This is a genomic window from Paracoccus sp. FO-3 (assembly GCF_006386455.1).
In the GTDB taxonomy this organism is placed as follows: domain Bacteria; phylum Pseudomonadota; class Alphaproteobacteria; order Rhodobacterales; family Rhodobacteraceae; genus Paracoccus; species Paracoccus versutus.
This window is the reverse complement of sequence record NZ_VCBQ01000064.1, coordinates 1-18,396: the sequence shown is the minus strand read 5'-3', so window position 1 is coordinate 18,396 and position 18,396 is coordinate 1. Positions and strand designations below refer to the sequence as shown.

Here is an 18,396-nt window from a genome sequence, read left to right as displayed (position 1 = left end):
TCAGAAGGTTATCAAAAGCTTGTCTGCATGGAACTTTTCCCTTCTCCTTGTCGCGACCGTGACGCTGGTGGCCTGTTCGGACCGCGACGGCGACGGCATCCATGACCCCTATGAGCCGATGAACCGCAAGGTCCATGCCTTCAACCGCGGGCTGGATGCGCATGTCGTCAAGCCGCTGGGCGCCGGCCTGTCGGGCGGCGAGGGTGGCGAGGGCGGCGGGATCGGCAGCCATGCCGTTGCGGGGCTTGGCAATTTCGGCGCGAACCTGGCGCAGCCGGGCAGGGTGGTGAACCACCTGCTGCAGGGCAGGCCGGGGCCGGCGGCGCGCAGCACCCTGCGCTTTCTGGTGAACACCACGGTCGGCATGGCGGGTTTCCTCGATCCCGCCGCCAGCGATTTCGCCCTGCCCGAGGAGGATACGGATTTCGGCCAGACGCTTGCCCGCTGGGGGGTCGGCGAGGGGCCCTATCTGGAACTGCCGCTGATCGGCCCCTCGACCGGGCGCGATGCGGTGGGCCGCGTCGTCGACCTGGCCATCGACCCGATGCGCGGCTGGCTCAACCGCGACCAATACCTGATCGGCATGGGGGCGCGGCTTGCCTCAAAAGCCGGTGAACGGGGCCGTTTCGGCGATTCCGTCGATTCCATCCTGCACGAAAGCGCCGATAGTTATGCCCAGACGCGGCTGATCTGGTTGCAGCATCGCCGCCACGAACTGGGCGAGGAAGGAGAACACATTGACCCTTATGCCGAATGACACCCGCCGCGGGTTCCTGGGCCTGGTCGGCGCGGGACTGGCCATCGCCGCCCGGCCCGCCTGGGCGCTCGACACCGGCGAGGCGCGGGCACTGATCGAGAAATCCCTGGCCGAAGTCTATGCCGTCATCAACTCCGGCCAACCCCCGGCGCAGATGTATCGCGCCTTCGAGGCGATCTTCGCGCGCTATGCGGATGTCGAGATCATCGCCCGCTCGGCGCTGGGACCGGCGGCGCGCCAGGCGGGCGGGGCCGAGTTCGCCGCCTATCGCCAGGCGTTCCAGGGCTATATCGGCCGCAAATACGGCAAGCGCTTCCGCGAGTTCATCGGCTCGAAGATCGAGGTGACGGGCGCCAAGCCGGTAAAATCCTTCTTTGCCGTGACCTCGGTCGCCTATCTCAAGGGTCGCAGCCCGATGGAGGTGGAGTGGCATGTCTCGGACAAGTCCGGGAAAAGCCGGTATTTCAACATCATCATCGAGGGGGTGAACATGCTCGCCTCGGAACGGGCCGAGATCGGGGCGATGCTGGCGCGGCGCAAGGGCGATCTGGCGGCGCTGACCGCCGACCTGCAACAGGCGGGCTGAGCCCCCCGCCGCCCAGGATCATGAAAAAGCGCTTCTTCGTTCCTTAAATACTCGCTGCAACGGTGCAAACCCGCGCAAGCGCGGCAGAAAGGGGCCAAACCCCATCCACCAAAGGAAAAGGCCGGTCCCCCAGGGGCCGGCCTTCCTGCTATTGCTGATAGACCCCTTCGATGCCGCGCAGCGCCTGGGTCAGCGCGTCGTCGGTGCCGGGCGGCGGCATCTCGGCCTCGGGGCCGCTGGTGACGGTCTCGGCCGGGAAGGTCGGCGGGCCGCCGGGCGTCTGCACGCCGGGGTCGGGCAGGGCGCGTCCGGCCTCGGCCGAGGGCTGGGCCTGGCCGCCTTGCGGCGAAGGCTGGCCAAGCGCCTCGGAAAGCGCGGCGGCCAGCGGATCGGCCGCGCCCTCGCCGCCGGTGCTGACCACCTGCGGCACGGCGCTGTCGGGATCGAAGGCGAAATTGCCCAGGGGCTCGACCGGCAGGCCCTCGTGGATCTCGGTCATCACCGCCTGCCAGATCTCGGCCGGCAGCCCGCCGCCGGTCACGCCCTTCAGCGGCGTGTTGTCGTCATAGCCCATCCAGACCCCGGTCACATATTGGCCGGTGAAGCCGATGAACCAGGCGTCGCGATAGCTCGAGGTGGTGCCGGTCTTGCCTGCCGCCGGACGGCCGGGCAGCCTGGCGCGGGTGCCGGTGCCGCGCTCGATCACCTGCTGCATCATGCCGATCAGCTCGCGCGACGCCTTTTGCGAGATCACGCGCTGGCCCATGCCGCCGACCTGGCCGATCAGCGCCTGGTCGTCGCCCTTGATGCGCAGCTCGACCAGGCCATAGGGGCTGACGGCGGTGCCGCCGTTGCGGATGCCGGCATAGGCGCCGGTCATCGCCAGCAGCGTCGATTCCGACACGCCGAGCCCCAGCGAGGGGCCGCTGGCCAGGTCGCTGGCAAAGCCGAAATCCTGCGCCACGCGGCGCACGGCATCGCGGCCGGCGATTTCCTGCAGGCGGATGGTGGCGGTGTTCAGCGATTGCGACAGGGCGCGGGTCAGCGTCACCTCGCCCGAATAGCGGCGGGTGTAGTTCTGCGGCGACCACGGCCCCGAGCCGCGCACGTTGATGGTCAGCGGTGCGTCCAGCACCGTGTCGTTCGGGCTGTAGCCCTGGTCCAGCGCGGCGGCATAGACGAAGGGCTTGAAGCTGGAGCCGGTCTGCCGCTTGGCCTGGGTCGCGCGGTTGAAGGTGCCGGTCGCGGTATTGTCGCGCCCGCCGATCATCGCGCGCACCGCGCCGTCGGGCGACATGACCACCACGGCCGCCTGCGCCTTGGAGCCCTCGGCGACCTTTTCGTCGAAGATGCGCTTCAGCGCACGCTCGGCGGCGCGTTGCACGCGCTGGTCGAAGGTGGTGGTGATGGTGACGTCCTCGGTCGTCTCGCTGGTCAGGAAACCGGGGCCGGATTCCATCACCCAATCGGCGAAATAGCCGCCGGCCCGCGCCGCCGCCGCCTTGGACAGCACCGCCGGCTGCGCCTTGGCCTCGGCGAATTGCTTGTCGTCCAGATAGCCCTGGTCGTGCATCAGCCCCAGGATCACCGTGGCCCGGTCTTGCGCCCGCTGCAGGTTCGAGGTCGGCGCGAAATAGCTGGGCGCCTTGAGCAAGCCGGCCAGCATCGCCGCCTCGGCCGCGTTCACCTCGGCCGCCGACTTGTCGAAATAGCGCTGCGCCGCCGCCTCGAAGCCGCGCGCCCCTGCGCCCAGGTACGAGCGGTTCATGTAGATGTTCAGGATGTCCTGCTTGGAGTATTTGAACTCCATCGCCAGCGCATAGGGCACTTCCTTGACCTTGCGCCAGATCGAGGACTTGCGGCATTCCGCCTCGAAATCGGCCTCGGACTTCCAGCGGATCGGGTCGAAGGTCTCGCCCAGGCACAGAAGCTTGGCGACCTGCTGGGTGATGGTCGAGCCGCCGTTGCCCTCCAGCGGGCCGCGGCCGGCGGCCATGTTGATCTTGATCGCGCTGGCGATGCCCTGCGGGTCCACGCCCGGATGGCGATAGAATCGCTTGTCTTCGGTCGCGACCACCGCGTCCTTCAGCACCGGGGCGATCTTGTCGGCGCTGACCATGCCGAAAGTTTCGCCACGCCAGGCAAAGACCCGGCCCTCGGTATCCTGCATGGTGACGGAACCGCGGGCACGGCCGTCGAAAAGCGCCGCAGGTTCGGGCAGCGTGGTGTAGAAATAGAAGCTGGCGGCCAGCAGAATCAGCGCCACCGTCAGCCCCAGCCGCCAGAACGAACCCCAGACCACCCGCCACACCAGCGCGATGATTCCCGCGATTCCCCGCGTCACCACATTGCCGCCGCGCTGCCGCCTGGGCGGCTTGCCAGGGGACGATCCGCCGGTTCGTTTCTGCGCTTTCTGAGGGGCTTGGTCGAAATTGCGCTTGTCCGCGACAATGCGGCCCTTGCCGGTCGGTTTCTTCATGCCTGCTTTCCTGCCCGGCCGATTGCTCCGGCCCGTTGGCGCGCAACATACATCAAAGCCAAGGGCTTGAGAACCGAGATGACCTATCAGTGAACTGCCGCCTCCGGCCGCAAAACCCGGCATTCCTGCCCCAAATTCAGGCAGGAGAGGGGCGGGATGGGCCGAAAGCTGCACAAACCTTGTGCCTGGGCGGGGCCGGCGGGTTTCCTGACCGGGACATGGAACTGCTGCAACGCAGAAAGAAGGTGCAGGAAACATGATGAGACCAACCGCGATCAAACCCATGATCCCGGCGCTCGCCCTCCCGCTGATCGGGCTGGCGGTGCCGGCCCTGGCGCAGGATGCCGAGGCCCCGGCGGCGACCGTCGAAGCCGTCGTCGAGACCCTGGCGCCCATCGTCGACAAGGGCGACACCACCTGGATGATGATTTCGGCCATCCTGGTCATGGCCATGTCCATTCCGGGGCTGGCGCTGTTCTATGGCGGGCTGGTGCGCGCCAAGAACATGCTGTCGGTGCTGATGCAGGTCTTTACCGTCTTCTGCATCATGTCGATCCTGTGGGTCTGCTTCGGCTATTCGCTGGCCTTCACCGGCGCCGGCTCGGCCGAGGAGGCGACCTGGCTGACCCCGTTCATCGGCGGCTTCTCCAAGGCGTTCCTGGCCGGCGTCGACACCTCGTCCCTGGCCGAGACCTTCACGACGAACGTCTATGTGCCGGAATATGTCTTCATCATCTTCCAGATGGCCTTCGCCTGCATCGCGCCGGCGCTGATCGTCGGCGCCACGGTCGAGCGGATGAAATTCGCGGCCATGCTGGCCTTCGTGGTGATCTGGTTCTTCTTCTCCTACCTGCCGATGGCCCATATGGTCTGGTGGTGGGGCGGCCCCTCGGCCTTCGACGCGCCCGGCGGCTTCCTCTTCGGCCATGGCGACCTGGACTTCGCGGGCGGCACGGTCATCCACATCAACGCCGGCGTCGCCGGTCTGGTCGCCGCGCTGGTCGTCGGCCCGCGGCTGGGCTACGGCAAGGAGCTGATGGCGCCGCACAACCTGCCCTTCACCTTCCTGGGCGGCTGCCTGCTGTGGATTGGCTGGTTCGGCTTCAACGCCGGCTCGAACATGGAGGCCACCGGCACCGCCGCCATGGCGATCCTGAACACCACCGTCGCCACCGCCGCCGCCGCGCTGGCCTGGGCCTTTGGCGAATGGCTGCTGCGCGGCCATCCCTCGCTGCTGGGCGGGGTCTCGGGCGCCATCGCCGGCCTGGTCGGCATCACGCCCGCCGCCGGTTTCGTCGGCCCCATGGGCGCCATCGTCATCGGCCTGGCCGCGGGCTTCCTGTGCATGTGGTTCGTCATCAGCCTGAAGGCCAAGCTGGGCGTGGACGAAAGCCTGGACGTGTTCGGCATCCACGGCGTGGGCGGCATCGTCGGCGCCATCCTGACCGGCGTCTTCGCCGCGCCCTCGCTGGGCGGCTCGGGCATCTACGACTATGCGACGGAATCGGTCTCGGCCAGCTATGACATCGCCGGCCAGGTGATGACCCAGACGCTGGGCGTGATCGTAGCGGTGGTCTGGTCGGCCGTGGTCTCGTTCATCGCGCTGATGATCGTCAAGGCGGTGATCGGCCTGCGCGTCTCGGGCAATGACGAGCGGCAGGGCCTGGACGTCACCACCCATGGCGAGAACGCCTATAACAACTGAGGCAGCGCTTCAGGCAAAGGAAAAGCCCGGCACATGCGCCGGGCTTTTTCATTTGCGCGGGGGGCCTTGGTCAGGACAGGCGCGAGACCACGAAATCCGCCAGGTCCGCCAGGATGCGGCGCAGGGGCTGGTCGGGCGCGGCTTGCAGCGCGGCCTTGGCACGGCCGGCCCAGGCGATGGCATCGGCGCGGGCGGCCTCCAGCGCCTCGCGGCGGCGCAGGATCTCCAGCGCGGCGGCAAGGTCGGCCTCGTCCTGCCGGCCCTGGCCGATGGTGCGTTCCCAGAAGGCGCGCTCGGCCTCGTCGGCGCGGGCGATGGCCTTGATCACCGGCAGCGTCAGCTTGCGCTCGCGGAAATCGTCGCCGACGTTCTTGCCGATGGTCGTGGTCGAGCCGCCGTAATCCAGCAGGTCGTCCACGATCTGGAAGGCGATCCCCAGCGCATCGCCATAGTCGAACAGCGCCCGCTGCACCGCCGGGTCGGCGCCGGCCACCACCGCCCCCGCCTCGGTCGCGGCGGAAAACAGCGCCGCGGTCTTGCCGCGCACGATCTGGATATAGGTGTCCTCGGTGGTCGAGACGTCCTGCGCGGCGGTCAGCTGCAGCACCTCGCCCTCGGCGATGGTGGCGCTGGCATTGGCCAGGATGCGCATGACCTGCATGCTTTCCGTATCCGCCATCAGCTGGAAGCTGCGCGCGAACAGGTAGTCGCCGACCAGCACGCTGGACTTGTTGTCCCACAGAAGGTTGGCCGTCGGCCGGCCGCGCCGCTGCTGGCTTTCATCGACCACGTCGTCGTGCAGAAGCGTCGCGGTATGGATGAACTCGACCGCCGCGGCCAGCAGCACATGGCTGTCGCCGCCATAGCCGCACAGCCGCGCCGCCGCCAGCACCAGCATCGGCCGCAGCCGCTTGCCGCCGGCCTCGACCAGATGCGCGGTCACTTCCGGAATGCGGGGGGCGTGGCGGCTGGCCATGCGCTCGCGGATCAGCGCATTGACCCGGTCCATATCCCCGGCCAGTTCCACGGAGAGCCGGTCGAGCGGCTTGGAGACGTTTTCGTTCATGCCCATCAGCGATCCCCTTTCGCCGCCAGCCATTGCCACGCCATGGACACATGCGCAACAGCCGCGTAACTTTCCCATGTCATGAAAGAGCTTCTGCGCACCACCGACCCGCTTCTCATCACCCGCGCCGCCGACCTGCTGGCGGCCGAGGGGATCCATGCCTTTCCGCTGGACCAGCACATGAGCGTGCTGGAGGGCTCGCTGGGCATCTTGCCGCGGCGGCTGATGGTGGCGGACCGCGACCTGTTCATGGCGCGCGCCATCCTGCGGGACAATCGCATCCATCATGACTGAGCTGCGCGAGGACGGGTTCCTCGGCGGCCGGCTGCGCATCGCCCAGCCCGCGCGCGGCTATCGCGCCGGGGCGGATGCGGTGATGCTGGCGGCGGCTTGCCCGGCGCGGCCGGGCGACAGCGTGCTGGAACTGGGCTGCGGGGCGGGGGTAGCGATGCTCTGCCTGGGCGTGCGGGTGCCGGGCCTGCGGCTGGCCGGGCTGGAACTGCAGCCAGCCTATGCCGAGCTGGCGCGACGCAATGCCGCAGCCAATGCCATCCCGGCCGAGCTGCATGAGGGCGACCTGGCCCGGATGCCCACCGCCCTGCGCGGCCAAAGCTTCGACCATGTGATCGCCAACCCGCCCTATTTCACCGGCGGTCCGCCGGCGCCCGATGCCGGCCGCGGTCGCGCCCGGCACGAGGCGACGCCCCTGCCGCTGTGGATCGAGGCCGGGCTGCGCCGCCTGCGGCCCGGCGGCTGGCTGACGCTGATCCAGCGCGCCGCCCGGCTGGCCGAGATCCTGGCTGCGCTTTCACCCCTGGCCGGGGCGATCACGATCCTGCCAGTCGCGGCGCGCGAGGGGCGCGAGGCGGGGCGCGTCATCGCCTGCGCCCGCAAGGGCGCGCGCGCGCCGCTGCGCCTGCTGTCGCCCTTTGTCATGCATGCAAAACCGTCACATTCCGGCGACGAAGAGGATCTGACAAAGGCCGCGCAGGCGGTTTTGCGCGAGGGTGCGGCACTTTCGCTCGGCGGGCCGAATTTCCGGTGACAATGTGACGATTCTATGCTGCAATCCCTTGGTTCGATCAATCCAAGAGGAGGACGGAATGTCGGTTGAATCCCATGTGCAGGAGCTTCGCCGCAAACATCAGTCACTTTCGAACGCCATCGAGGCCGCGCATCGCAGCCCCGGCACGGATGACCTCACCATCGCCCGGATGAAGAAGGAAAAACTTCGCCTCAAGGAAGAGATCACGCGCCTGTCGCATTGACCTGCGGCACGGGCGGGCCTGGCCCGCCCGAAGGCCACGACCATGGAATGAGAAACGGCCCGCGACATCTCGCGGGCCGTTGCCTGTCGGGGGGGCGGCTCAGACGAAGAACTGGCCGCCGTTCGCGCTGATGGTCGAGCCGGTGATGAAGCCGGCATCCTCCGAGGCCAGGAAGACCACGCAGCGCGCGATCTCTTCGGGCTCGCCCAGGCGGCCGACCGGGATCTGGGGGATGATGCGCTCGTTCAGCACCTTCTCGTCGATGGCGCGGACCATCTCGGTGCCGATATAGCCGGGGCAGATCGCGTTCACGGTGATGCCGGCGCGCGCGCCTTCCTGGGCCAGCGCCTTGGTAAAGCCCAGGTCGCCCGCCTTGGCCGCCGAATAGTTCGCCTGGCCGGCCTGGCCCTTCTGGCCGTTGATCGAGCTGATGTTGACGATGCGGCCGTATTTGCGGTCGCGCATGCCCGACCAGACCGGATGGGTCATGTTGAACAGGCCCGTCAGGTTGGTGTCGATGACCTCTTTCCACTGCTGCGGCGTCATCTTGTGGAACATCGAGTCGCGGGTGATGCCGGCATTGTTGACCAGCACGGCGATGGGGCCAAGCTCTTCCTCGACCTGCTTGATGCCCGCCGCGCAGGCGTCGTAATCCGCCACCGACCATTTGTAGGTCTTGATGCCGGTTTCTTCGGTAAAGGCGCGGGCGGCATCGTCATTGCCGGCGTAATTCGCCGCGACCGTATAGCCGGCCTCCTTCAACGCCTTCGAGATCGCCGCGCCGATGCCGCGCGACCCGCCGGTCACAAGGGCCACTTTTGCCATTTTTCGTCCCCCTTTGAAAATGGTCGTGAAATTGTGTTACCGAACTGGCGTGGCGCGCGCAAGATAGTTGCGCGCGCCTTTTCGGCTCAGGGACGCTCGAGGCACAGGGCGACGCCCATGCCGCCGCCGATGCACAGCGTGGCCAGGCCCTTTTTCGCGTCGCGGCGCTGCATTTCGAACAGCAGCGTGTTCAGGATGCGGCAGCCCGAGGCGCCGATGGGGTGGCCGATGGCGATGGCGCCGCCGTTCACGTTCACGATCGAGGGATCCCAGCCCATGTCGCGGTTCACGGCGATGGCCTGGGCGGCAAAGGCCTCGTTCGCCTCGACCAGGTCCAGGTCGCCGACCGACCAGCCGGCCTTTTCCAGCGCCTTGCGGCTGGCGGGGATCGGGCCGGTGCCCATGATCTGCGGGTCCACCCCGGCGGTCGCGTAGGAGGCGATGCGCGCCAGCGGCGTCAGCCCGCGCCGCGCCGCCTCGTCCTCGGTCATGACCAGCACGGCGGCGGCGCCGTCGTTCAGCCCCGAGGCATTGGCGGCGGTCACGCTGCCCTCCTTGCTGAAGGCGGGGCGCAGCTTTTCCATCGCGTCCAGCGTGGCGCCGTGGCGGATGTATTCGTCGGCATCGACCACGGTCTCGCCCTTGCGGGACTTGATGGTCACGGGCACGATCTCGTCGGCGAACTTGCCGGCCTTCTGCGCGGCCTCGGCCTTGTTCTGCGAGGCGACGGCGAACTGGTCCTGCTCGGCCCGCGCGATCTCCCATTTCGCGGCGACGTTCTCGGCGGTAGTGCCCATGTGGTAGTCGTGGAAGGCGTCCCAGAGCCCGTCCTTGATCATGGTGTCGAGCATCTTCATGTCGCCCATCTTCTGCCCGGCGCGGATATAGGCGGCATGGGGCGCCAGCGACATGGATTCCTGGCCGCCGGCCACGACGATCCGGGCGTCGCCCAGCAGCACCTGCTGCGCCGCCAGCGCCACCGTGCGCAGGCCCGAGCCGCAGACCTGGTTGATGACCCAGGCCGCCGATTCCTGCGGGAAGCCGGCCTTGATATGCGCCTGGCGGGCGGGGTTCTGGCCCTGGGCGGCGGTCAGCACCTGGCCCAGGATGGTTTCGGACACTTCGGAAGGATCGACCCCGGCGCGTTCGACGACCGCCTTCAGGACGATGGCGCCAAGCTCATGCGCCGGCAGGTTCGCAAAGGACCCCAGAAAGCTGCCGACGGGGGTGCGGGCGGCTGAAACGATTACGGCTTTGGTCATGACGGGGCTCCTTCCCAGATAGGCCGATAATATCGGTGACAGGAAGACTGTTTGCCGTTTCGTTACCCGAGGTCAAGCGGACTTGCGGCTGCGTCGCCCCCGACAGGCCCCGTCGCCGCGGCGGCTGAGCGCCCGTCCGCCCAGGCGGGCCACGCGGCGGCGCCGGCAAGCCCGCCTGCCGATCCGCGCAGGCCGGCCGATCGGTCGGGAAATCCCCACCCCCGCCGGCGGGGCCGCGGGAACGGTTGTCGCGGGGGCCAGGGCGTTTCTACTGCCGGGTGAATCGGGTTTAGCTGCGCCGGGCGGCTGTGTTGGGCGATTTCCAGGGCGGCACGATGGTCGGGGCGCCGAAATAATAGCCCTGCAGGCAGTCGATGCCCATGTCGATCAGGAAGGCGGCGTCCTCGGCCGTCTCGACCGATTCCGCGACGGTGAACATGTCGAAATGCCGGGCAATGGATTGCAGCGCCCGCGTCAGCACCTGGTTGTCGCGCTGCATGGCGATGTCGCGGACGAACTGCCCGTCGATCTTGACCATGTCGAAGCAGAAATCGCGCAGGTAGCGGAACGAGGTATAGCCGGCGCCGAAATCGTCCAGCGCGAAGCTGACGCCCTGGGCCTGCAACTCCTGCATGAATTGCTCGACCAGTTCGGGCATGCCCATGGCCGAGCTTTCGGTGATTTCCAGGATCAGCCGCTCGGCGATGCTGACATCCCCGGCGATGCCTTCGTGCAGCGTGCGCAGCCAGGCCGGATAGCCGATGGAACGCGCCGACATGTTGATCGAAAGTCTCAGCGAGGGCTCCTCGGCCAGGGATTTCAGCCCCAGCGACAGCGCCAGGCAGTCGATCTGCCGCCCCAGTTCCGTCGTCTCGGCCAGCGGCAGGAAGTCGCGCAGCGGCACGATGCGCCCGGTTTCGTCGATGATTCGGATCAGCCCTTCGTGGAAGGCCGCGTGGTCGGTGCGATCCGCCTGCACCACCGGCTGATAGGCCAGGACGGCGTCGCCGCGCGATACTGCGCGCCGCACCGTCGCCATTGTCACCCGCGACTGCCGGTCCACGGCGAAATCCAGCGGAGAGCCCATTTCCAGTCGCGAATCGATATTGTCGGTCATGCCAAGACTCCTGTCATCGACGGCACTCTGGCGATCATGTCCTAAGATCGCGTAAACTGGAGCCGCATTCTCGACTCGAGGTTAACGGATCCTTGCCCGACCTGACCGAACGCTGCGCCTGGTGCGGCTCCGACCCGCTTTACGTCGCCTATCACGACCATGAATGGGGCGTGCCGGAATATGATTCGCGCGCGCTTTGGGAAAAGCTGGTGCTGGACGGTTTCCAGGCCGGGCTGAGCTGGATCACCATCCTGCGCAAGCGCGAGGCCTTTCGCGAGACCTTCGAGGGCTTCGACCCCGAGCGCGTCGCCGCCTGGGGCGAGGCCGAGGTGGGGCAGGCCCTGCAAAACCCCGGCATCATCCGCCATCGCGGCAAGATCGAGGCGGCCGTCAAGGGCGCGCGGCTGTTTCTGGAGATCGAGGGATCGCAGGGGTTTTCGCCCTTCATCTGGTCCTTCGTCGGCGGCCGGCCGATCCAGAACCGCTTCACTGCCCTGAGCCAGGTTCCCGCCAGGACGCCGCAATCCGAAGCCATGGCCAAGGCGTTGAAAAAGCGCGGCTTCAACTTTTGCGGACCGGTGATCACCTATGCCTTCATGCAGGCCTGCGGGCTGGTCAACGACCACGTGACCCATTGCCCGGCCCATGCCCGCGTCAGGGCGCTGTCGCCTGCCTGACCAGTTCCTTCGCCGCCTCCGAGGACCAGTCGGCGCCGCCGATCAGCCGCGCGATCTCGTTGCCGTCGCGGTCGATCAGCACCGTCACCGGCATGCCCATCACCCCCATCTCGCGCGCCAGCTGCTGGCGCGGGTCCAGATGCACCGGCAGATGGGCGATGCCTTCCTCGTCCAGGAATTTCCTGACCGCGGGTGGCGGGTTGTGGCCGGCGGCGATGGCCAGCACCTCGAAATCCGCGCCGCCCATCTCGGCCTGCAGGGCGTCGAGCGAGGGCATTTCCTCGCGGCAGGGGGCGCACCAGGTCGCCCAGAAATTCAGCAGCACCACCTTGCCCCGCCAGTCGGCCAGGCTGTGGGTGCCGCCCTCGGGGTCGGTGAAGGTCGTGGCGGGCACCGGGGTCGGATCGGTCGGCGCCAGCTTGGCCAGCCCGCCGTCATGCGCGGCCTGCCAGTCGATTTCGCCGGAAAATGCCGGGCCGAAACCCGCATTTGCACCGATCAGCAGCGCCGTATAAAGAACCAGCCAACGCATTCCACCCCCCGAAGGACAAGTCATGACCGAGCAGCCCACCACCGCCAACCAGATGTGGGGCGGACGTTTCGCCGCAGGCCCGGACGCGATCATGGAGGCGATCAACGCCTCGATCGGCTTCGACCGGCGGCTTTATGCCCAGGACATCCGGGGCAGCCGCGCCCATGCCGCGATGCTTGCGGCACAAGGCATCATCAGCACTAGCGATGCCGAGGCGATCGGGGAAGGGCTGCTCACGGTCTTGTCAGAGATCGAGGCGGGCGAGTTTCCCTTTTCCACCGCGCTGGAAGACATCCACATGAACGTGGAATCGCGGCTCAAGGAGATCGTCGGCGAGCCGGCGGGGCGGCTGCACACGGCGCGAAGCCGCAACGACCAGGTGGCGACCGACTTCCGGCTGTGGGTGCGCGACCAATGCGACGCGGCCATCGCCGGCCTCGACGCGCTGATCCGCGTCGCCCTGTCGCAGGCCGAGCGCGGCGCGGATTGGGTCATGCCGGGCTTTACCCATCTGCAGACCGCGCAGCCGGTGACCTGGGGCCATCACATGATGGCCTATGTCGAGATGTTCGGCCGCGACCTGTCGCGTTTCCGGGACGCGCGCAAGCGCATGAACGAATCGCCCCTGGGCGCCGCCGCCCTGGCCGGCACCGGCTTTCCCATCGACCGCGAGGCGACGGCGCGCGCGCTGGGCTTCGACCGGCCGATGGCCAACAGCCTCGATGCGGTCAGCGACCGCGATTTCGCGCTGGAGTTCCTGTCCTCGGCCGCGATCTGCGCCGTCCACCTGTCGCGGCTGGCCGAGGAGCTGGTGATCTGGTCCTCGGCCCAGTTCCGCTTCGTCACCATGTCGGACCGCTTCTCGACCGGCTCGTCGATCATGCCACAGAAGAAGAACCCCGACGCGGCCGAGCTGATCCGGGCCAAGATCGGCCGCATCCTGGGTGCGGCGGTGGCGCTGTTCGTGGTGATGAAGGGCCTGCCGCTCGCCTATTCCAAGGACATGCAGGAGGACAAGGAGCAGGTCTTCGACGCCGCCGACAACCTCATGCTGGCGCTGGCCGCGATGGCGGGCATGCTGTCGGACCTGACGGCCAACCGCGAGCGGCTGGAGGCGGCGGCGGGCTCGGGGTTTTCGACCGCGACCGACCTGGCCGACTGGCTGGTGCGCGAGGCCGGGCTGCCCTTCCGCGACGCCCATCACGTCACCGGCGCGCTGGTCGCCCTGGCCGAGAAGGCCGGGATCGACCTGCCGGAGTTGACTCTGGCGCAGATGCAATCGGTCCATCCGGCGATCACCGCGGATGTCTATAACGTGCTGGGCGTGCATAACTCGGTCGCCTCGCGCATGTCCTATGGCGGCACCGCGCCCCAGCAGGTCCGCGCCCAGATCGCCCGTTGGAAACAGAAACTGGAGGAGAAATCCGCATGACGCAGCACCTGCTTTTGGCCGCCTTCGCGCTGATCCTGGCCACCCTGGCCGCCTGTGGGGTCGATGGTGCGCCGACCCGCCCCGAGCCTGCCCGTGAAGCCATCCGCGAACCCGGCGTGCATATCAGCGGCGAGGCGCGTTTCGGTGTCATCAAGCAGCTCTGAGCTGACGCCCCTGCGGCTGGCCTGGGCGGCGCTTGCGCTGGCCGGCCTGGCCGTGGCGCTGTGGCGGGGCGAGGCGCTGTGGCAGGGCGCCGGCGGGTCCGAGCTGCTGGCGCAGGCCACGCTGGCGCTATGGTGCCTGGTCGAGACCATGCTGCGCCGCAACTGGGCGGCGCTGCTGACGCTGCCGGCGCTGGCGCTGGGGATCGGCTTTGCGCTGCCGCTTTATCTGTTCATCCGCTCTCGCAGGATCACCTGATGGATCACTTCAACTATGTCGACGGCTGGCTTCATGCCGAGGAGGTGCCGCTGGCCCGCATCGCGGCCGAGGTCGGCACCCCGGTCTATGTCTATTCCACCGCCACGCTGACCCGGCATTTCAGGCTGTTTCAGCAGGCGCTGGATTGGACCGATCACCTGGTCTGCTTTGCGGTCAAGGCCAATTCGAACATCGCCGTGCTGAAGCTTCTGGGCGACCTGGGCGCGGGCATGGACATCGTCTCGGGTGGCGAATACGCGCGGGCGAAGGCGGCGGGCGTGCCGGGCGAGCGGATCGTGTTCTCCGGCGTCGGCAAGACCGAGCCCGAGATGCGCATGGCGCTGGAAGGCGGCATCCGCCAGTTCAACGTCGAATCCGAGCCGGAACTGGAACTGCTGTCGCGCGTGGCCGCCGCGATGGGGGTCGAGGCGCCGGTCGCCGTGCGGGTGAACCCCGACGTCGATGCAAGGACGCATGAGAAGATCGCCACCGGCAAGTCCGAGAACAAGTTCGGCATCCCCATCGCGCGCGCGCGCGGGGTCTATGCCCATGCCGCGCGGCTGCCCGGCATCAAGGTGGTCGGCATCGACATGCATATCGGCAGCCAGCTGACCGACCTGGAGCCCTATCGGCTGGCCTATGCCAAGATGGCCGAGCTGACCCGCGCCCTGCGCGCCGACGGGCATGCGATCACCCGGCTCGACATGGGCGGCGGCCTGGGCATTCCCTACCGGCGCGACAACAATGCGCCGCCCTTGCCGATCGAATACGGCCAGGTGATCCGCGATGCCGTGGGCGACCTGGGCTGCGAGATCGAGATCGAGCCGGGACGCAACATTGCCGGCAATGCCGGCATCCTGCTGTCCTCGGTGATCTATCTGAAACAGGGCGAGGGGCGGGATTTCCTGATCCTCGATGCGGCGATGAACGACCTGATCCGGCCGGCGATGTACTCGGCGCATCACGACATCGTGCCGGTGCGCGAACCCGCGCCGGGGGCCGAGGTCGCGCCCCATGACGTGGTCGGCCCGGTCTGCGAGACCGGCGACACCTTCCAGAAGGCGGTCGATCTGCCGGTGCTGGGTCCGGGCGACCTGGTGGCGCTGCGCTCGGCCGGGGCCTATGGCGCGGTGATGGCCTCGGAATACAATTCCCGGCCGCTGGTGCCCGAGGTTCTGGTCAGCGGCGATCAATTCGCCGTCATTCGGGCGCGACCGACGCTTGAGGAAATGCTGGGACGCGATACCATCCCGGAATGGCTTTAGGTATCGCTTCCTGCTGCGTGGTCGCCGGGGGTTTCACACCCCCGGACCCCCGTGGGATATTTGTCCACGGAAGAACGAGGGGGCGGGGCCATGGATCCCGCTGAGCCGCGCCGGATCCGCTGGGCGGTCGGGCTGACCCGCGCCGGCATGTGGTGGGAGGCGCTGGCCGCCGCCTTCTGGCCTCTGGGCGTGGTTCTGGCGCTGGTGCTGGCGGCGCTGGCCTTTGGCGCGACCGATCTTTTTTCCTCGCGGGCGCTGATCTGGCTGATGGGCCTGGTGGCCCTGGTCGCGGTGCTGGCCTTCGGCTGGGGGGTGCGGCGGTTCCGGCGGCCCTCGGCCGCGGCGGCGCGGCTGCGGGTCGACCTGACCCTGCCGGGGCGGCCCCTTTCGGCGCTGCGCGACCGTCTGGTCCTGGGAGCCGGGGACGGCGGCGCGGATGCGCTGTGGCGCGCGCATCTGGCGCGGATGGAGCAGGTGGCCTCTGCCGCGCGTCCGGTTGCGCCCGATGCGCGGCTGCGCTGGCGCGATCCGGTCGCCTTGCGGCTGGCCGGCATGGTGGCGCTGGTCATGGCGCTGGTCTTTGCGCCGGCGGGGCAGCTGGGGCAGGGCCTTGCCACCCTGGGCGCGACCTTCCGGCCCCTGCCCGAGGCGCGTCCCGGCGCCGAGGCCGGGCCGTCATGGGAGGGCTGGGCCGCGCCCCCCGCCTATACCCGGCGCCCGACGCTTTACCTGAACGCCCTGCCCGAGGGGCAGGGGTTGGAGTTGCCCAAGGGTTCGAAGCTGAGCTTCCGGCTTTACGGCGAAGGCGCCGAAATAGCGCAGGACATCGGCGCGGCGGTTCCGGGCGGCGATCCCGCGGCGCCCGAGTTCATGGCCGAGCGCGACGGGGCGATCGAGGTCGCCGGGCGGCGCTTCGACGTGACCGTGCTGCCGGATGCGGTGCCGGTGGTGGCGCCCGGCAAGGCGCCCGAGCGGCGCGCCGACGGAAGGCTGATGCAGGAATTCACCGCCAGCGACGACAATGGCATCGCGGCGGGCCATGCGGTCATCGCGCTGGACCTGGATGCGGTGGACCGCCGCTTTGGCCTGGCCCTCGATCCCGAACCGCGCGAGGCGGTGGAGCTGGAACTGCCCCTGCCCGCGACCGGCAGCCGCAAGCAGATCCGCGGCCGGCTGGTGGGCGATCTGGCGCGCCATCCCTGGGCCAACCTGCCGGTGACGGTTTCGCTGAAGGTCGAGGACGGGATCGAGCAGCAGGGCGTCTCGGCCCCGATGCGCATGGTGCTGCCGGGGCGGCGCTTCTTCGACCCGCTGGCGGCGGCGCTGATCGAGGTGCGGCGCGACCTGCTGTGGTCGCGCGACAATGCCGCCCGCAGCGCCCAGATCCTGCGTGCGGCGAGCTGGCAGCCCGAGGGCTTCATGGAGGAGGAGCTGTATCACGGCCTGCGCGGTGCCGTCGGCACGCTGGAATCCGGCAACCTGGGCGAGGTGGCGCGCAACAAGCTGGCGCAGCTGCTGTGGGATGCGGCCGTCGCGCTGGAGGATGGCGGGCTGGCCGATGCGCTGGAGCGCATGCAGCAGGCGCAGGAACGGCTGTCCGAGGCGATCCGCAACGGCGCCAGCCCCGACGAGATCCAGCGCCTGATGGACGAGCTGAAGCAGGCCACCGACGATTACCTCGACATGCTGGCCCAGCAGCAGGGGCAGGATCCGGCCGAGCGTTTCGACCGCTCGCCCCAGAACCGCCAGCAGATCACCGGCGACCAGATCCAGCAGATGATGGACGAGATCCAGCGCCTGATGAACGAGGGCCGCATGGCCGAGGCACAGGAATTGCTGGAGCAGTTCAACCGCATGATGCAGAACATGCGGGTGACGCAATCCGAGGGCGGCGAGGGCGGCCGCCAGCGGCCGATGAACCGGCTGGCCGAGACCCTGCGCGACCAGCAGAAGCTGGCCGACGAGGCCATGCGCCAGATGCAGGACCGGTTCGGCCAATGGCAGCCGGGCGAGGAGGGGCAGGAGGGCCAGGGCGACCAGCAGGGCCAGCAGCTTGCCGACCGCCAGCGCGAGTTGCGCGAGGATCTGGGCCGGCAGCGCGGCTTGCTGCCCGGCCGCGGCACCCCGCAGGGCGAGGAGGCGCGGCGCCAGCTGGACGAGGCCGGCCGCGCCATGGAGGATGCCGAGCAGGCGCTGCGCGAGGGCGATGCCGCCGGCGCGATGGAGCGCCAGGCCCAGGCGATCCAGTCCATGCGCGAGGGGATGCGGGCGCTGGGCGACATGATGGCGCAGGACCAGCAGCAGGGCCAGGACGGCCAGCCGCAGCAGGGCGGGCAGCAGGACGGCCCCGAGGGCCCCTCGGGCGATCCGCGCGGGCAGCGCGGGCTGGCGCAGCCCTATGATCGCCAGCCGCAGACCGATCCCTTGGGCCGGGCGCTGTCGGGCGACGGCGGTTCGATCACCTCGGGCGATCCCCTGGCCGAGGGCGGCGATCCCTCGCGCAAGGCCCGCGAATTGCAGGACGAGATCCGCCGGCGCAGCGGCGAGCGCGAGCGGCCGCGCGACGAGCGCGACTATCTGGGGCGGCTGCTGGAGAATTTCTGAAAAAGGGGGGCCGCCGGCCCTGGCGGCGCGCCGTTCGGATTGCGCGGCGAGGCCCCCTATCGGCCCAGGATGCGGTCGTGGAGCCAGAGCCGGCCCTGGTCGACCTGCTGGCGCCAGTCGGCGAGCCAGCCGCCGCCTTCCTCGGCTGGGATCTGCGGCGCCAGCGCATAGAGGATCACCGCCCCCAGCGCCAGCATCGCGGCAAGGCCGAAGCCCATGCCGTAGCCGCCGCTACGCTGTCGGCGCACCGGCACCAGGGCGGGAACCGGCGCCTCGCGCGGGGCGGGGGTTGCGGCGGGCTCGGCCGGGTTGGCCGCGGCCGGGGTTTCCGGCAGGGCGGGACGGATCAGCGGCGCGATGGCCGGGGGCGCTTCCCCCGCCTCGGGGGCCGGGTCGGGCAG

Annotated in this window: 18 protein-coding genes and 1 pseudogene; 12 read left to right on the top strand and 7 right to left on the bottom strand. The window is 68.8% G+C overall.

Translation table 11 applies throughout. From position 1 onward, the window contains the following. The first annotated feature begins 19 nt into the window (after nucleotides 1-19). Nucleotides 20-757: a VacJ family lipoprotein gene (locus FE811_RS17120; RefSeq protein WP_116222562.1), complete on the top strand. Its 738-nt coding sequence runs from the start codon at nucleotides 20-22 to the stop codon at nucleotides 755-757. Continuing rightward, nucleotides 747-1,343 (top strand): phospholipid-binding protein MlaC, encoded by a 597-nt coding sequence (locus FE811_RS17115; protein WP_072461900.1) that lies wholly within the window; start codon nucleotides 747-749, stop codon nucleotides 1,341-1,343. Before FE811_RS17120 ends, FE811_RS17115 begins: the two co-directional genes overlap by 11 nt. Before the next feature lie 148 nt (nucleotides 1,344-1,491). Here the strand turns inward: FE811_RS17115 and FE811_RS17110 are convergent, their stop codons facing one another. Continuing rightward, the gene (locus FE811_RS17110) at nucleotides 1,492-3,822 is read right to left on the bottom strand and encodes a transglycosylase domain-containing protein (RefSeq protein WP_072461901.1); all 2,331 of its coding nucleotides are present in this window, start codon (nucleotides 3,820-3,822) and stop codon (nucleotides 1,492-1,494) included. Between the two features lie 259 nt (nucleotides 3,823-4,081). Between FE811_RS17110 and FE811_RS17105 the strand changes: the two genes are divergently transcribed. Then, a complete protein-coding gene (locus FE811_RS17105) occupies nucleotides 4,082-5,527 on the top strand; it encodes an ammonium transporter (RefSeq protein WP_208861638.1) in 1,446 nt (481 codons plus the stop codon). Nucleotides 5,528-5,597: 70 nt separating this feature from the next. Here FE811_RS17105 and FE811_RS17100 read toward each other — a convergent pair whose 3' ends face one another. Then, nucleotides 5,598-6,599: a polyprenyl synthetase family protein gene (locus tag FE811_RS17100; RefSeq protein WP_116222843.1), complete on the bottom strand. Its 1,002-nt coding sequence runs from the start codon at nucleotides 6,597-6,599 to the stop codon at nucleotides 5,598-5,600. Between the two features lie 75 nt (nucleotides 6,600-6,674). On the opposite strand from FE811_RS17100, the gene FE811_RS17095 reads away from it, so the two are divergent. Genes FE811_RS17095 through FE811_RS17085 form a run of 3 tightly spaced genes read left to right on the top strand, consistent with a single transcriptional unit; the run spans nucleotide 6,675 to nucleotide 7,861 of the window. Continuing rightward, nucleotides 6,675-6,887: a DUF2007 domain-containing protein gene (locus tag FE811_RS17095; RefSeq protein WP_024845043.1), complete on the top strand. Its 213-nt coding sequence runs from the start codon at nucleotides 6,675-6,677 to the stop codon at nucleotides 6,885-6,887. Continuing rightward, on the top strand, nucleotides 6,880-7,638 hold the full coding sequence (locus FE811_RS17090; RefSeq protein ID WP_116222563.1) for a tRNA1(Val) (adenine(37)-N6)-methyltransferase: 759 nt from the start codon (nucleotides 6,880-6,882) through the stop codon (nucleotides 7,636-7,638). Before FE811_RS17095 ends, FE811_RS17090 begins: the two co-directional genes overlap by 8 nt. Nucleotides 7,639-7,696: 58 nt before the next feature. Next, the gene (locus FE811_RS17085) at nucleotides 7,697-7,861 is read left to right on the top strand and encodes a YdcH family protein (RefSeq protein ID WP_072461905.1); all 165 of its coding nucleotides are present in this window, start codon (nucleotides 7,697-7,699) and stop codon (nucleotides 7,859-7,861) included. Between the two features lie 99 nt (nucleotides 7,862-7,960). Here the strand turns inward: FE811_RS17085 and FE811_RS17080 are convergent, their stop codons facing one another. The 3 genes from FE811_RS17080 to FE811_RS17070 all read right to left on the bottom strand — a co-directional run bounded on the left by FE811_RS17080 (nucleotide 7,961) and on the right by FE811_RS17070 (nucleotide 11,065). Next, entirely contained in the window at nucleotides 7,961-8,686 is a 726-nt protein-coding gene (locus FE811_RS17080) for a beta-ketoacyl-ACP reductase (RefSeq protein ID WP_114536322.1), read from the bottom strand. An 86-nt stretch (nucleotides 8,687-8,772) separates the two neighbouring features. Next, complete coding sequence (locus tag FE811_RS17075; RefSeq protein ID WP_036758375.1) at nucleotides 8,773-9,948, bottom strand: acetyl-CoA C-acetyltransferase; 1,176 nt, start codon at nucleotides 9,946-9,948, stop codon at nucleotides 8,773-8,775. 289 nt (nucleotides 9,949-10,237) lie between these two features. Beyond that, entirely contained in the window at nucleotides 10,238-11,065 is an 828-nt protein-coding gene (locus tag FE811_RS17070; protein ID WP_072461906.1) for an EAL domain-containing protein, read from the bottom strand. A gap of 92 nt (nucleotides 11,066-11,157) precedes the next feature. On the opposite strand from FE811_RS17070, the gene FE811_RS17065 reads away from it, so the two are divergent. Then, on the top strand, nucleotides 11,158-11,742 hold the full coding sequence (locus FE811_RS17065; RefSeq protein ID WP_036758380.1) for a DNA-3-methyladenine glycosylase I: 585 nt from the start codon (nucleotides 11,158-11,160) through the stop codon (nucleotides 11,740-11,742). On the opposite strand, the gene FE811_RS17060 is transcribed toward FE811_RS17065, so the two are convergent. Continuing rightward, nucleotides 11,720-12,274, bottom strand: a complete 555-nt coding sequence (locus FE811_RS17060; protein ID WP_116222564.1) for a TlpA disulfide reductase family protein — start codon at nucleotides 12,272-12,274, stop codon at nucleotides 11,720-11,722. The two genes, FE811_RS17065 and FE811_RS17060, sit on opposite strands and share 23 nt — an antisense overlap. Nucleotides 12,275-12,296: 22 nt before the next feature. Between FE811_RS17060 and argH the strand changes: the two genes are divergently transcribed. The 5 genes from argH (at nucleotide 12,297) to FE811_RS17040 (ending at nucleotide 17,995) form a co-directional block, all read left to right on the top strand. After that, on the top strand, nucleotides 12,297-13,706 hold the full coding sequence (argH, locus tag FE811_RS17055; RefSeq protein WP_116222565.1) for an argininosuccinate lyase: 1,410 nt from the start codon (nucleotides 12,297-12,299) through the stop codon (nucleotides 13,704-13,706). Further along, nucleotides 13,703-13,870, top strand: coding sequence for a hypothetical protein (locus FE811_RS27535; RefSeq protein WP_166435577.1), 168 nt, complete (start codon nucleotides 13,703-13,705; stop codon nucleotides 13,868-13,870). Before argH ends, FE811_RS27535 begins: the two co-directional genes overlap by 4 nt. Continuing rightward, nucleotides 13,851-14,126 (top strand): DUF2834 domain-containing protein, encoded by a 276-nt coding sequence (locus tag FE811_RS17050; protein WP_036758391.1) that lies wholly within the window; start codon nucleotides 13,851-13,853, stop codon nucleotides 14,124-14,126. The genes FE811_RS27535 and FE811_RS17050 overlap by 20 nt, the downstream gene beginning before the upstream one ends. Then, the gene (lysA, locus tag FE811_RS17045) at nucleotides 14,126-15,391 is read left to right on the top strand and encodes a diaminopimelate decarboxylase (protein ID WP_116222566.1); all 1,266 of its coding nucleotides are present in this window, start codon (nucleotides 14,126-14,128) and stop codon (nucleotides 15,389-15,391) included. Before FE811_RS17050 ends, lysA begins: the two co-directional genes overlap by 1 nt. A 90-nt stretch (nucleotides 15,392-15,481) precedes the next feature. Further along, nucleotides 15,482-17,995 (top strand): DUF4175 domain-containing protein, encoded by a 2,514-nt coding sequence (locus FE811_RS17040; RefSeq protein ID WP_116222567.1) that lies wholly within the window; start codon nucleotides 15,482-15,484, stop codon nucleotides 17,993-17,995. A 56-nt stretch (nucleotides 17,996-18,051) separates the two neighbouring features. Here the strand turns inward: FE811_RS17040 and FE811_RS27530 are convergent. Next, a pseudogene (locus FE811_RS27530) lies at nucleotides 18,052-18,396 on the bottom strand (hypothetical protein); the annotation flags it as partial.

Excerpts from the sequence above, each read along its gene's own strand:
- FE811_RS17060 (WP_116222564.1), bottom strand. The coding sequence starts at position 12,274 with ATGCGTTGGCTGGTTCTTTATACGGCGCTGCTGATCGGTGCAAATGCG.
- FE811_RS17040 (WP_116222567.1), top strand. The coding sequence starts at position 15,482 with ATGGATCCCGCTGAGCCGCGCCGGATCCGCTGGGCGGTCGGGCTGACC.
- FE811_RS17115 (WP_072461900.1), top strand. The coding sequence starts at position 747 with ATGCCGAATGACACCCGCCGCGGGTTCCTGGGCCTGGTCGGCGCGGGA.
- FE811_RS17090 (WP_116222563.1), top strand. The coding sequence starts at position 6,880 with ATGACTGAGCTGCGCGAGGACGGGTTCCTCGGCGGCCGGCTGCGCATC.
- lysA (WP_116222566.1), top strand. The coding sequence starts at position 14,126 with ATGGATCACTTCAACTATGTCGACGGCTGGCTTCATGCCGAGGAGGTG.
- FE811_RS17070 (WP_072461906.1), bottom strand. The coding sequence starts at position 11,065 with ATGACCGACAATATCGATTCGCGACTGGAAATGGGCTCTCCGCTGGAT.
- FE811_RS17110 (WP_072461901.1), bottom strand. The coding sequence starts at position 3,822 with ATGAAGAAACCGACCGGCAAGGGCCGCATTGTCGCGGACAAGCGCAAT.
- FE811_RS17105 (WP_208861638.1), top strand. The coding sequence starts at position 4,082 with ATGAGACCAACCGCGATCAAACCCATGATCCCGGCGCTCGCCCTCCCG.
- FE811_RS27535 (WP_166435577.1), top strand. The coding sequence starts at position 13,703 with ATGACGCAGCACCTGCTTTTGGCCGCCTTCGCGCTGATCCTGGCCACC.
- argH (WP_116222565.1), top strand. The coding sequence starts at position 12,297 with ATGACCGAGCAGCCCACCACCGCCAACCAGATGTGGGGCGGACGTTTC.
- FE811_RS17075 (WP_036758375.1), bottom strand. The coding sequence starts at position 9,948 with ATGACCAAAGCCGTAATCGTTTCAGCCGCCCGCACCCCCGTCGGCAGC.
- FE811_RS17100 (WP_116222843.1), bottom strand. The coding sequence starts at position 6,599 with ATGGGCATGAACGAAAACGTCTCCAAGCCGCTCGACCGGCTCTCCGTG.
- FE811_RS17095 (WP_024845043.1), top strand. The coding sequence starts at position 6,675 with ATGAAAGAGCTTCTGCGCACCACCGACCCGCTTCTCATCACCCGCGCC.
- FE811_RS17085 (WP_072461905.1), top strand. The coding sequence starts at position 7,697 with ATGTCGGTTGAATCCCATGTGCAGGAGCTTCGCCGCAAACATCAGTCA.
- FE811_RS17080 (WP_114536322.1), bottom strand. The coding sequence starts at position 8,686 with ATGGCAAAAGTGGCCCTTGTGACCGGCGGGTCGCGCGGCATCGGCGCG.